At 66.5% G+C, this 13,163-nt stretch carries 8 protein-coding genes; 2 read left to right on the top strand and 6 right to left on the bottom strand.

Going from position 1 to position 13,163, the window contains the following annotated elements; genetic code table 11:
* The 4 genes from ACFY5D_RS04960 to ACFY5D_RS04975 all read right to left on the bottom strand — a co-directional run bounded on the left by ACFY5D_RS04960 (position 1) and on the right by ACFY5D_RS04975 (position 7,506).
* Entirely contained in the window at positions 1-4,815 is a 4,815-nt protein-coding gene (locus tag ACFY5D_RS04960) for an NAD-glutamate dehydrogenase (RefSeq protein WP_387525837.1), read from the bottom strand.
* 104 nt (positions 4,816-4,919) lie between these two features.
* Positions 4,920-6,173 (bottom strand): CpaE family protein, encoded by a 1,254-nt coding sequence (locus ACFY5D_RS04965; RefSeq protein ID WP_387525840.1) that lies wholly within the window; start codon positions 6,171-6,173, stop codon positions 4,920-4,922.
* Positions 6,170-6,823, bottom strand: coding sequence for an SAF domain-containing protein (locus ACFY5D_RS04970; protein ID WP_387525843.1), 654 nt, complete (start codon positions 6,821-6,823; stop codon positions 6,170-6,172). The genes ACFY5D_RS04965 and ACFY5D_RS04970 overlap by 4 nt, the downstream gene beginning before the upstream one ends.
* 137 nt (positions 6,824-6,960) lie before the next feature.
* On the bottom strand, positions 6,961-7,506 hold the full coding sequence (locus ACFY5D_RS04975) for a hypothetical protein (protein WP_387525846.1): 546 nt from the start codon (positions 7,504-7,506) through the stop codon (positions 6,961-6,963).
* 148 nt (positions 7,507-7,654) lie between these two features.
* Between ACFY5D_RS04975 and ACFY5D_RS04980 the strand changes: the two genes are divergently transcribed.
* Complete coding sequence (locus tag ACFY5D_RS04980) at positions 7,655-8,407, top strand: LysM peptidoglycan-binding domain-containing protein (protein WP_387525849.1); 753 nt, start codon at positions 7,655-7,657, stop codon at positions 8,405-8,407.
* 40 nt (positions 8,408-8,447) lie between these two features.
* Entirely contained in the window at positions 8,448-9,125 is a 678-nt protein-coding gene (locus tag ACFY5D_RS04985; protein ID WP_387525852.1) for an Rv3235 family protein, read from the top strand.
* Here the strand turns inward: ACFY5D_RS04985 and secA are convergent.
* Both secA and ACFY5D_RS04995 read right to left on the bottom strand, forming a co-directional pair.
* The gene (gene secA, locus ACFY5D_RS04990) at positions 9,122-11,845 is read right to left on the bottom strand and encodes a preprotein translocase subunit SecA (protein WP_387525855.1); all 2,724 of its coding nucleotides are present in this window, start codon (positions 11,843-11,845) and stop codon (positions 9,122-9,124) included. The two genes, ACFY5D_RS04985 and secA, sit on opposite strands and share 4 nt — an antisense overlap.
* Before the next feature lie 64 nt (positions 11,846-11,909).
* Entirely contained in the window at positions 11,910-13,142 is a 1,233-nt protein-coding gene (locus ACFY5D_RS04995) for a winged helix-turn-helix domain-containing protein (protein WP_387525858.1), read from the bottom strand.
* Positions 13,143-13,163: the final 21 nt, after the last annotated feature.

Here is a 13,163-nt window from a genome sequence, read left to right on the forward strand (position 1 = left end):
TTACCTCCGTACGATTGAACGCAACAGTCGCAAAGCCACCGACAACGACGCCATGTCATCGCGTTCGAGCCGGTTCACTTCGTCAAACATGTTCTTTGCACGTTCAAGATTAGCCGCGTTTGCGGTTTGCCATGCATCCACGCGCACGACCGGGTCCGATTCGGCATCGTCCGATACCTCGATGACATCGCGGGTGAAGTCGATGATCGTCGAGTACAGGTCGTCGCGCAGGGCCGCACGGGCCAGGGCCTGCCAGCGGTCCGCACGCGGCAGGGAGGTGATGCGCTCGAGCAGCGCGTCGACCTGGAAGCGGTCGTAGAGCACGTAGTAGATCTTCGCGATCTCCCCCGCGTCCAGTCCGGTGCGGGTCGCCATGGCGGCGATGTCCAGCAACACGAAGGACTCGAACTGCTCGGCCCAACGGGTGGCCAGGCCCTTTTCGAGGCCCCAGCCCAGCGCCTCGGTCTTCAGAGCGCTCACGCGTGCATCGTCCGAGCCACGCAGCAGCGAGCCGACCTCCGGGCGCAGGGCCTGGATCGTCGGCGCAAATGCCTGCATCGACTCGGTGACCAGCTGGCTGCGGTCCACGTGGTGGATGTACCAGCGGGTGGCACGGTCCAGCAGGCGGCGCATGTCCAGGTGGAGGCGGCACCAGGTCTGCGTGTCGAAGGACGGTGCCAGCGCGTTGATCGCGTCGAATTCGGCGTCGAAGGCGTAGATGTCGCGCAGCGCGACGAAGGCCTTGGCAACCTGGGACTCGGTGGCGCCGGTTTCTTCCATGACGCGGAAGGCGTAGGTGGTGCCTCCGACGTTGACCATGTCGTTGGCGATCACCGTGGCGATGATCTCGCGGCGCAGCGGGTGCGAATCGAGTTCCTCGCCGAAGCGCTCGGCCAGCTGGACCGGGAAGTAGTTCCGCAGCGTGGCCGCGAAGTACGGGTCGTCCGGCAGGTCGGACACGGCCAGCGCGGAGGCCAGCTGGATCTTCGCGTAGGCGACCAGCACGGAGAGCTCCGGCACGGTCAGCGTCTGGCCCGCCGCGAGGCGTTCCTCGAGCTGCTCGTTGGTGGGCAGGAACTCGAGCTCGCGGTTCAGGTCCGCGTGCTCCTCCAGCCAATCCATCTGGCGCTCGAAGGCCGGCGACCAGCTGGCCATCTCCTGCTTGTCGTTGAGCAGCATCACGTTCTGGTCGAAGTTGGTCTTCAGCACCAGGCGTGCGACCTCGTCGGTCATCGAGTGCAGGAACGGCGCGCGCTCGTCCTCGTCGATCTTGCCCGCGCGGACCATGCGGTCCACGAAGATCTTGATGTTGACCTCGTGGTCCGAGCAGTCGACGCCCGCGGAGTTGTCGATGGCGTCGGTGTTCAGCAGGACGCCGTGCAGCGCCGCCTCGATGCGGCCGCGCTGGGTCATGCCCAGGTTGCCGCCCTCGCCGATCACCTTGGCGCGGATCTGCTTGCCGTCGACGCGGATCGCGTCGTTGGCGCGGTCCCCGACCTCGGCGTGGGTCTCCGTGGAGGCCTTCACGTAGGTGCCGATGCCGCCGTTGTAGAGCAGGTCGACCGGCGCGCCCAGGATGGCCTTGAGCAGCTCGGTGGGGGCCATGGAGCTGACCGTGGCACCCAGGCCGAGCGCGTCGCGGACCTCCGGGGAGATCGGGATGGACTTCAGCGAGCGGGAGAAGACCCCGCCGCCGGCCGAGATCAGGTCCTTGTTGTAGTCGGCCCACGAGGAGCGCGGCAGCTCGAACAGGCGCTGGCGCTCCGTGAAGGAGGCCGCCGCATCCGGGTTCGGGTCAAGGAAGATGTCGCGGTGGTCGAACGCGGCGACCAGCTTCACGGTGCGGGTGCGCAGCAGGCCGTTGCCGAACACGTCGCCGGACATGTCGCCCACGCCGGCCGCGGTGAATTCCTCGGTCTGCGTGTCCACGCCGAACTCGGCGAAGTGGCGCTTGACGGACTCCCAGGCGCCGCGGGCGGTGATGCCCATGGCCTTGTGGTCGTAGCCGATCGAGCCGCCGGAGGCGAAGGCGTCGCCCAGCCAGTGGCCGCGTTCCTCGGAGATCGAGTTGGCGATGTCGGAGAAGGACGCGGTGCCCTTGTCCGCGGCGACCACCAGGTAGGTGTCGTCGCCATCGAGGCGCACGACGTTTGCCGGCGGGACCACGGTCTCGCCGTTGGCGTCGGTGACCAGGTTGTCGGTGATCTCCAGCAGCGAGCGGATGAAGATGCGGTAGGCGGACTTGCCCTCTTCCATCCAGGCGCCGCGGTCCACGGCCGGGTTCGGCAGCTGCTTGGCGAAGAAGCCGCCCTTGGCGCCGGTCGGCACGATCACCGCGTTCTTGACCATCTGCGCCTTGACCAGGCCCAGGACCTCGGTGCGGAAGTCGTCGCGGCGGTCGGACCAGCGCAGGCCGCCACGGGCGACCTCGCCGAAGCGCAGGTGCACGCCCTCGACGCGCGGGGAGCAGACCCAGATCTCGTACTTGGGGCGCGGGAACGGCGCCCCGTCGATCTTGCCCGGCATCAGCTTGAAGGCCAGCGCCGCGGGATCGGTGTAGAAGTTGGTGCGCAGCGTTGCCTCGATGACGTTCACGAAGCGGCGCAGAAGCTTGTCGGCATCCAGCGTCGGGACCTTCTCGAGCGCCTCGGCCAGCGTGGCGTGTGCGGCCTCGCGGGCGGCGGCGGATTCCTCGGCGGACAGCGACGGGTCGAAGGTGCCCTTGAAGAGCGCGACAATGCCGTGGGTGACGTCCGGGTTGGCCACCAGGGTGTCGGAAACGAACGAGTAGGAGTTCGAGACGCCCAGCTGGTGCAGGTACTTGGCGTAGGCGCGCAGCAGCGACACCTCGCGCCAGCCCATGGACTCGCGCAGCACCAGGCGGTTGAGGTGGTCGGATTCGGCGGCGCCGGTCACGATCGCGCCGTAGGCAGCCTCGAGCAGCGACTCGGCGGCCAGCGGGTCGATCCCCTCCGGGAACTTCAGGCCCAGGTCGTAGAGGTAGCGTTCCTCCGCGAGCATGGGGGTGACGGCGAACGGGCGCTCGTCGATGACTTCCAGGCCCAAGTTCTGCAGCACCGGAAGGATCTTGGACAGCGAGAGCGGCGCCGTCAGGTAGAGCTTCATCCGGGCGTTGACCTCGGAATCCTCGTCCTCCTCGGGCACGTAGAGCTTGATGACCGGGCCCACGTGGTCCGGTTCCTCGTAGACGCCGAAGCGCTCGATGTCGGCCAGGGCCTCCTCGACCTCGAACTCCACGCGGTAGGCCGCGGGGAAGGCCTCGGCCCAGTTGGAGGCCAGGGCGGTGCCGGCCTCGGCGCCGTAGCGCTCCGTGGCGGCCTCGGAGATGCCCTCAGACCAGGAACGCACGGCGGCGACCAGGCGGGTTTCCAGCGCGGCGCGGTCGACCACCGGGGTCAGGCCGTGGCGCTGCAGGCGGATGCGGTAGAAGAGGCGGACCAGCGAGGACTCGCTCATGCGGGTCTCGAAGTCCATCGACTCGGCGTTGAAGGCCTCGGTGAGTTCCTTCTCGATGCGCAGGCGCACGCCGGTGGTGTAGCGGTCGCGCGGCAAGTAGACCAGCGCGGACATGAAGCGTCCGTACACGTCCGGGCGCAGGAAGAGCGAGGTGCGGCGGCGTTCCTGCAGGCGCAGGATGCCCAGCACGGTGTCGGTGAGGTCCTCCACGGAGATCTGGAAGAGCTCGTCGCGCGGGTAGGTCTCGAGGATGGTGACGATGTCCTTGCCGGAGTGCGAGTCCGGGGCGAAGCCGGTGCGCTGCAGCACGGCCTTGACCTTTTCGCGCACCACGGGCACGCTGCGCACCGAGGAGGTGTAGACGCTGGAGGCGAACAGGCCGATGAAGCGACGCTCGCCGTTCACGTTGCCCTGCGCGTCGAAGCGCTTGATGCCCACGTAGTCCAGGTAGACGCCGCGGTGCACGGTGGAGCGCGAGTTGGCCTTGGTGATTACCAGGGCGCGCTTGTCGCGGGCCATGGCGCGTCCGCGCTTGGTCAGGTGCTGGGTGTTGCGGGCGGAGGCGGTGTTGCGCATGAGGCCCAGGCCGGAGTCGGGGCGGATGCGCAGCACGTCTTCGTTGTTCTCGGTGACCAGGTCGTAGTCGCGGTAGCCCAGGAAGGTGAAGTTTCCGTCGTCGAGCCAGTGCAGCAGGTCCACGGCGGCGTTCAGGTCCGGGATCTGCTCCGCGCCGGTGACCAGGACCAGCGAATCGGCGATCTCGTGGGCCTTGTTGCGCATGGCGGACCAGTCCTCGACGGCGGCACGCACGTCGACGAGGATGCGTTCCAGGCCGGCGACCAGCGATTCGACGGTCTCGTCGGTCGGGTCCCCGCCAAGCTCCACGGAGATCCAGGATTCGATGGCCGTGTCGCGGCTCTCGGCGACGAGCGCGGAGAGGTTCGGCAGGGCGGCGGTGTCGCCGCTGGCCAGGTGCTCGTGGGCCGGAACGGTTTCCAGCGACGTGATGCGTCCGTGCTCGGAATCGCGGCTGACCACGAAGGTGGGGTGGACCACGACGTTGATGGCGGCCTTCTGGCGCACGATCTCCGCGGTCACGGAATCCACCAGGAACGGCATGTCGTCGGTGACCACATAAACAATGGTGGTGCCAGCATGACGGGTGATCGAAACCCTTGCTGATTTCGGGTCACGCTCCCAGCCGACGGCCAGGTGTGCTGCCACCCTGGATTCGAGCTGCTCCGGCGAATACGCCGCCGCATCTTCTGGTGCTAACTGGCCGTAGTAGGTAGCTACTAAATCGGCAGTGAGTGTCTCAGCGATGAATGTTTCGGACATGCTGGACTCCGACGAGTTCAAAAGAACGCCTCCGTGTATAGATGTACGTTTCGCTCCGTTGCGCAACGCTAGTGTTACAACACTATCCCGCCAGATTACGGGCGTCACTTCGACGCGGCGAAACGCGTCAAAATGCGCGCCCGGGCCCTGATTTTTCTGCCCGCAAGTCCCGCGATGCCGATGCGCAATGCCGAATGCGGCGCGATTTCTGCTAGCGCGCTTCCGGCAAGCAGCGCCGATTCCACCGCATCGGGGTCGTGCGGCAGGTAGGCGACGACGGGCTGGGCCGGCCCGAAACGCGCCCAGGTTTCCTCCAGCGCCCGGTTCGGGGCCGATCCGACGCTGGCCGCCGAGACCTTGTTGAACACGACCTTCACGGCGAGTTCGCCGACCGAGGCCTGCATTTCGTCCAGCGCCCGGATCAGCCGGGGCACCCCGATGCTGTTGGCCTGGCCCACCGCGTAGATCTCGTCGGCGATGCGGAGCATTGCCGCCGCCGCGCCGTTGCGCTGGGGCGCCGCGGTGTCGAAACTCAGCTCCTCGTCGAGCTCCAGCGGTCCCGCCACGTCGATCACGATGACGTCGCAGCGCTCCTGCAGGGCCAGCACCGCCCTGCGCAGCGCGGTGGGACGCAGCTCCGGCCACCGGTTGGCCCGAGGCAGGCCGGTGGCCACGCGCATCCGTGCCCCGGCGATCACCACGGGCGCACAGATGCGCTCCAGGGTGTGGGCGTCGAAGCGGTCCTGGTCCACGGTCCGGCAGATCTGCGCGAGCCCCGCCGCCTCGTCAAGCAACCCCAGCTGCACGGCCTGGGTCGCCCCGTAGGTGTCGGCATCGAGCAGGATCACCTCGCGCTCGTCCAGCGCGCATTCCACCGCGTAGTTCAGCGCCACCAGGGACCGCCCGGGCGAGCCGTTGGGCCCCCAGAACACCACGATCCGCCCGCGCCTGCCGGAGGGGTTGCCGGCGGGTTCCGAGCCGGCCTTGGCGCCGTCGGACCGGGCGCCGCGCTGCCGTTCCCCGCACGCGCGCTGGATGAGCACGCCGAGTTCCACTGCGTCGATCGCGCCCGCGGCCACGTGGGCCCCGGCCCTGCCCAGCCGGTTGGCTTGGGCGGGATCGTCGCACAGCACCACCACGGGGACTCCGCGTTCGGTGATCGCATCGATGTCCCGGGTTTCGATCAGGTCCGGCACCCCGGCGAGGATGACGGCGTCGGCCAGCCCCGTCTCGCTCAACGCAATCACCTCGACCATGTCGATGCAGGTCCGAGCCACCGTGAGAATCCCGCGCTGCCTCTCCAGGCGTTCAACCAGTTCCCCGTCATCGGCCCAGATGACCACCGAGATGTTCATCACGAGCTCGCCGTCGGGTTGAAGACGACGGTGATGCGCGCGTCGTTGGCCATCGCCTCGAGCAGGTCGGCCAGCGAGTCGTCCACCACCAGCAGCTCCACCACGGTGCCGGCGGTGCCGCCGAACCCGGTTGGGCGTTCGGCCCGGTACGTCACCTCGGCCGCGGGCAGTAGCAGCGTCGGGGCGGCGAAGGCATTGGCCGCGCGGTCCTTGGAGGAGACCCACACGTCCACGTGGGATCCGGCGGTGATTGCCGCGGGCAGCGCATCGGCGAGGTTCACGGAAACAGGCCTCCGGTTGGTCCCGTCCTGAAGGCCGATCGCACTGGACGGGATCAGTTCGCCGGCACGAATCAGCGCGTTGGCGCGGCGCCCGGCCAGCATTTTCGGGTCGGCCGCCAGGTAGCGCTCCCCCAGGGCGTCGAGCTTGACGTTGGCGACCGTCAGTTTCTCCGCGGTGAGCTGCTCACCCAGGGAGATGTCGGCCTTGGCCACGTACATGGGGACGGTCTTGTCCAGCGTGCTTGTCAGGGCGATCACCCCGACGCAGGAGGCGAGCACGATGAGGATGCCGATCAGCAGCCGCGGGTCCTTCCACGTGGGTCGTGCCATGCGGCGCGCTTCGCCCGCGACGCGCTCCTGAACCCGGTCCATGGCGCTCTCCCCCTTGAATCATCGTTGGCCGAGTCCCCCTCGACCGCAAGGCCGCCTCGACGCTCCCGGCCCTTGAGCCGACACCCTACGCCCGCACCCCGACCGCTGAAAAGCCCCGGGCGGCAAAATGTTGGTGGTCAGTTTTCCCTGCGCACCCATGCCACCACGGGAATCGGCACCAGGCTGGATCCCTGGAGCACCGGCGCACGGCGGTACTCGTCGCGCTCATGGCGGGCAATTTCCAGGAAATCCTGACCCGCCTGGTCGAGGGTTCCGGTGGCGATCAGCGAACCGTCGATGCCCCCGATGCTGATCCGCGCCCGATCCCGCACCAGCACGCGCAGGGCCTGGCCCAGTCCGATGCGGGGCTCGCGCGCATCCTGCCGCTGCCCCTGGGTCCGTTGGGTCCAGCCGGCCAGCGCGTGCACCGGGATCAGCTCCTCGACCTCGCCGCGCCGCAGCATGAACCAATCCTTGCCCAGCGCAGCCAGCCGTCCATGCAGCCTGTCCCCACCCAGCAGCTGCACCTCCACATGCGCGTTGATTTGGGGTGACAGGCGTTGGATGAGGGCCTCGCGGGCGCGTTCGACGCGCACCGCTTCCTGTACTTCGCTGGTCTTTTCACGCGCCGACTCGGCCTCAAGCTGCGCCTCCAGATCCTCAAAGAGCGATTCCCACCTCATGGGCACACCCTAGGTCCGGAAATCGTTCGCAGGAACCCCTAGCGCCGCAACGCGCGAAGTGCCATCATGTTCATCACAAGGCATCAAATCACATCAAACAACATCAAATCAGGTTCAGATGCATAAGCAAGCGACTAAAGACATCTTCATGCTGGCAGCGACGGCGTGCCTGTCGTTGGCGATGTTGCTCGGCGGCCACCTCATTTCGCGGAGGCTGGACCTGGGTGCACTTGTCGACGGGGATCTCACGCCGGGCTCCCTGGAACGGCTGACCGGGCTGGCGCTGGGATTCCTCGGCGCGGCGGTCATGGGCTGGCTGCTGCTGGGCATGCTGCTGTCACTGCTGTCCGCGTTGGGCGCCAGGTCCGGCCATCGCCGCCTCGGCGCGGGAATCGACAAGCTGATCCCGGGGTTCCTGGCCAGGCTTGGAGTGGCGGCCCTCGGAGGGTCGCTCATCCTGGCCACGCCGGCGAATGCGGCGGCCCCGCAATCCCACACCGTCCAGCAACTCGCGACGCATTCCATGGGAGAACCGGCGCCGGCGGGCCCTGAAGAGGCGATAGACCCGGGTCCACACGGGGAGCCCGGGGACGCGGCCGGCACCACGGCAGCCGAGTCCGAGGTGCTCTCCCCCGGCTGGCTTCCGCAACGAATCTCCCTGCCGCTGCAGCGCCTGCTCGGCGGCGCCACGCGCCCATCTCGGGAAGTGGTCGTCCGCCCGGGCGACACCCTCTGGTCGATTGCCGCCCGGCATTTGGCCCCCGAGGCAACGGCCGGTGACATCGCCGAAGCCTGGCCGCAATGGTACGCGGCCAACCGCGAGCTCATCGGCCCGAATCCGGACAGCCTTGCCGTCGGACTGGTCCTCACCCAACCCGAATCCCGCAGCGCCCGATCATAGGGCATCCAACCGCCCCACATCCCCCCCCCAGGAGCACTCCATGAGCATCACCACGATCGAACCGGCCACCCGAAATACCCCCGCGGTCCTGCTTCACGAGGGCGTGTGGACCGAGACGGGCGAGGTTCCGGCCCCGCGCACCAACGGCAGGCGCTTCCCCCAGGCCCTGCGGGGCACGTCCGCGCCGCGCAGGCAGCGGTGCACCATCGGCCCGGCATCCACTCCGGCGCCCGCTCCGGCGCCCGCCCCTGACGTGCCGATGCCCGAACCGGCCGCCGGATGGCACACGGAAGTCGCCGATGAGGAGCTCCTCGATGTACCGGAGGAAGTGCGGCCGCTCATCGAGAAGATCTTCCCCAAGGCAGGGTCCATGGCGAACCTCGAGGAGTCGGTGGCGACCGTCGTGCATGCGGTGGCCCCGGCGGTGCTGGAGGTGCTGGCCGGGGCCCGCCCGGCGCGCCAACTGGTCAACGCCCTGAATCCCGAGTGCATGGGCAAGCTCGAGCACCACCTGCGGATCGGGCAGGGGCAGCGACCGGATCCGGGCGCGTGTTGCTACAGCAACCCGCGGGTGCTGCGCATCCGCATTTCCCAGGTCCTGCCCCTGGTTTTCGAGGCGGCGGTGGTTCTGCTGGACCTGCAAAAAGTCCGTGCCACCGCTCTGAGAATAGAGCGGTGGCACGGACGGTGGCAGGTTACTGCCCTGGAAATCGGCTAGCTGCGCTTGCCCTTCTTCTTCTTGTTGTTGCCCTCGGACTTCGGCGCGGCGGCACCCGGGGTGCGCTCGATGTGCGTCGAGGCCTCGCCGCTCTCCTCCGGCGCGGTGTAGCGCAGCGTGGAGGGACGGGCGGGGGCGTCGAGTCCCGGCGTGTTCAGCACCGGACCGCTGGTCACCGAGCGGCCGTCGGTGACGCCGGGCAGCGACACCTCGGGCGCCTGGCGGGTCTCGACCTCGATGTTGAAGAGCATGCCGATGCTCTCCTCGCGGATGGATTCCATCATGGTTTGGAACATGATGAAGCCCTCGCGCTGGTACTCGACCAACGGGTCGCGCTGGGCCATGGCGCGCAGGCCGATGCCCTCCTTGAGGTAGTCCATCTCGTAGAGATGTTCCTGCCACTTGCGGCCGATGACCGAGAGCACCACACGGCGCTCCAGTTCGCGCATGTTTTCCTCGCCGACGGACTGCTCGCGCGCCTGGTACTGCAGGCGGGCGTCGGAGAGGATCTCGCGCTCGAGGAACTCCGGGGTCAGCGAACTGCGGTGTCCGGCCTCGGCGATGACCTCGTCAAGCGTGATGGAGATCGGGTAGAGCTGCTTCAGGTTGGTCCACAGCTGCTTCAGGTCCCAGTCGTCGGCGTGCCCCTCGGCGGTGGCCTCGGTGACCATGGCCTTGACCACGTCCTCCAGGAAGTGCGCGACCTTCTCGTGGAGGTTCCCGCCTTCCAGGATCCGGCGGCGGTCGCCGTAGATGGCCTCGCGCTGGCGGTTCATCACATCGTCGTACTTCAGCACGTTCTTGCGCTGCTCGGCGTTGGTGCCCTCCACCTGCGCCTGGGCTGTCTCGATGGCCTTGGAGACGATCTTGGATTCCAGGGCAACGTCGTCGGGCATCGACGGGTTGTTCATGATGCGCTGTGCTGCGCCCGCGTTGAAGCGGCGCATGAGTTCGTCGGTCATCGACAGGTAGAAACGGGACTCGCCCGGGTCGCCCTGTCGGCCGGAACGGCCGCGCAGCTGGTTGTCGATGCGGCGCGACTCGTGGCGCTCGGTGCCCAGCACGTAGAGGCCGCCCGATTCGGCAACTTCCTTGGCCTCGTTGGAGACCTTCTTCTTTGCCGAGGCAAAGACGTCGTCCCACTCCAGCTCGTACTGCTCCGAGTTCTCTTCCGGGTCCAGACCCCGGCGTTCCATCTCCGAGACGGCCAGGAACTCGGCGTTGCCGCCGAGCATGATGTCTGTACCGCGGCCGGCCATGTTCGTGGCAACCGTGACGGAGCCCTTCTTGCCGGCCTGGGCAACGATGGCGGCTTCGCGGGCATGCTGCTTGGCGTTGAGCACCTCGTGGCGGATTCCACGCTTGGCCAGCAGGCGGGCCAGGTATTCGCTCTTTTCCACGCTGGTGGTGCCCACCAGGACCGGCTGGCCGGTGGCGTGGCGGGTCGCGATGTCCTCGACGACCGCGTCGAACTTGGCGATCTCGTTCTTGTAGATCAGGTCCGGCTGGTCCTTGCGCAACAGCGGCTTGTTCGTCGGGATTTCCACGACGCCGAGCTTGTAGGTCGACATGAACTCGGCGGCCTCGGTCTGGGCCGTGCCGGTCATGCCCGAAAGCTTGCCGTAGAGGCGGAAGTAGTTCTGCAGGGTCACGGTCGCCATGGTCTGGTTCTCGGCCTTGATCTCCACCCCTTCCTTCGCCTCGATGGCCTGGTGCATGCCCTCGGAGTAGCGGCGGCCGGCCAGCGAACGGCCGGTGTGCTCGTCGACGATCATCACTTCGCCGTTGATCACGACGTAGTCCTTGTCGTTCTTGAACAGTTCCTTGGCCTTGATGGCGTTGTTCAGGAAGCCGATCAGCGGGGTGTTCGATGCCTCGTAGAGGTTGTGGATGCCGAGGTAGTCCTCGACCTTTTCGATGCCCGATTCCAGGACGCCGATGGTGCGCTTCTTTTCATCGACCTCGTAGTCGACGTCGATGCTGAGGCGGTTGACCAGCTTCGCGAATTCGGTGTACCAGCGGTTCACGTCGCCGGAGGCCTGTCCGGAGATGATCAGCGGGGTGCGGGCCTCGTCGATGAGGATCGAGTCCACTTCGTCGACGATGGCGTAGTTGTGGCCGCGCTGCACCAGTTCATCGGCGCTCCAGGCCATGTTGTCGCGCAGGTAGTCGAAGCCGAACTCGTTGTTCGTTCCGTAGGTGATGTCGGATTCGTACTGGAGGCGGCGCTGCGCGGGATCCTGGTTCGAAAGGATGCAACCACTGGTCAGGCCCAGGAAGCGGTAGACGCGGCCCATGATGTCGGACTGGTACTCGGCTAGGAAGTCGTTCACCGTGACGACGTGGACGCCCTTGCCGCTGAGTGCGTTGAGGTAGGCGGGAGCCGTGGCCACCAGCGTCTTGCCCTCGCCAGTGCGCATTTCCGCGATGTTGCCCATGTGGAGCGCGGCGCCGCCCATGAGCTGCACATCGAAGTGGCGCATGCCGAGGGTGCGATCCGCGGCTTCGCGGACGGCCGCAAACGCCTCCGGGAGCAGGTGGTCCAGCGATTCGCCATCGGCGATTCGTGCCCTGAATTTATCTGTCTCGCCGCGCAACTCGGCATCGCTAAGGGCACGGAATTCGCTATCAAGCACGTTGATAGCGTCAGCGTATCCACGCAACTTTTTCAGCGTCTTCTTATCGCCGGTACGCAGGATACGTTCAAGCATTGATGCCACGAGGCAGCTCCCAAATCTCAAGCACAGGAATTCTGGCGTGTTCAGTCTACGTGAGAGATTGCTTTCACTTGCGGTTATCAGCCAATTTGGGCGAGCTTAGCGAAAACTCCAAGGCTGCTGCCAGATTTCCCCGCAGAGAAACGTCAATTTCTTCAAGTCCCAGCCATTGCGCCATCAGGCGCAATTCCGCGGCCAGTTCGTCCGCGGTTTCGGATGGGGCCCCGGGCTCGGCATAGGCCCCTCGCACGAGCAGGGACTTCTGCAGGCGGTCGGCCTTGACGTCGACACGCCCGACCAGGTTTTCCCCCAACAGGAATGGCAACACGTAGTAGCCATAGGTGCGTTTCTCGCTCGGGGTATAGATTTCCAACCTGTAATTGAAATTGAAAAGCTTTTCGATGCGTTTGCGGTTGAAAACCAGCGAATCAAAGGGGCTGAGGAGCGCCCGTGCCGAGGCGCGTCGAGGGATGACGGTGTCCGGGAGCATGTAATACGTTTCCTTTTGCCCGTGTACGCCGGCTCGAACCAACATCGACCTTTCGCTCAGGTCCTCAAGGACAGGCCCGCTTTCCCTGACGGGCAACCGGAAATAGTCGGCCAGGCAGTGCGCCGTTCCGACCCCGTGGGCCTTGGCGGATGCCAGAAGCAGGCGTTCCATGGCCAACCTCGGATCCACCGGTTCGGTTTGCGCCCGGTATTCCGGCAGCACCTTTTCCAGGGCCGTGTACCTGCGCTCGAATTGCTTGTTCCGCCCCGCGACGGTGATGATGCCTTCGGCAAAGAGGGCTTCCAGCACCCGCTTGACGGCCGACCAGTTCCAACCCCATTCCACCGTTTCCTTGCGGTGCTCATGGCCCAGTTCCTCGGAGACCTCCCGTGCCGTCAGCGGCGGGGAGACTTGCAGCAGGTTTTGGATCTCCCGCGAGAGCGAATGGCCTGCATCATCGAGCGCTCCGAGGCTGCCCGGCCAGGTGCGGCGTTGCCACGGCACAAGGTCGGCAAAGTGATCGGATCTGACCAGGGACGCTTCGTGCGCCCAGTACTCGAGGATCTTGCGTGGTTTCCCGACGCAGAGATCGTCAAGCATCGAAGTCTCGTAGGGGCCCAGCCGCGAGAAAAGCGGCAGGTACTGCGCGCGGGTGAGTACGTTGACCGAATCGATTTGAAGCAGTTCCAAGCGGTTAAAAGTGCGGCCCACCGCACCAATCGTGACTGGTGCGGTGGGCCGTGCCCGGTGCAGCCCTTGGGCTGCGAGGGCGATTCGACGGGCCTGGGACGTCGAGAGAATCGTGGTCATAGGCCCATCGTAGTTGCCTTT

Origin of the sequence: Paeniglutamicibacter sp. NPDC012692 (assembly GCF_042901625.1) — a bacterium.
Classification (GTDB): Bacteria; Actinomycetota; Actinomycetes; order Actinomycetales; family Micrococcaceae; genus Paeniglutamicibacter.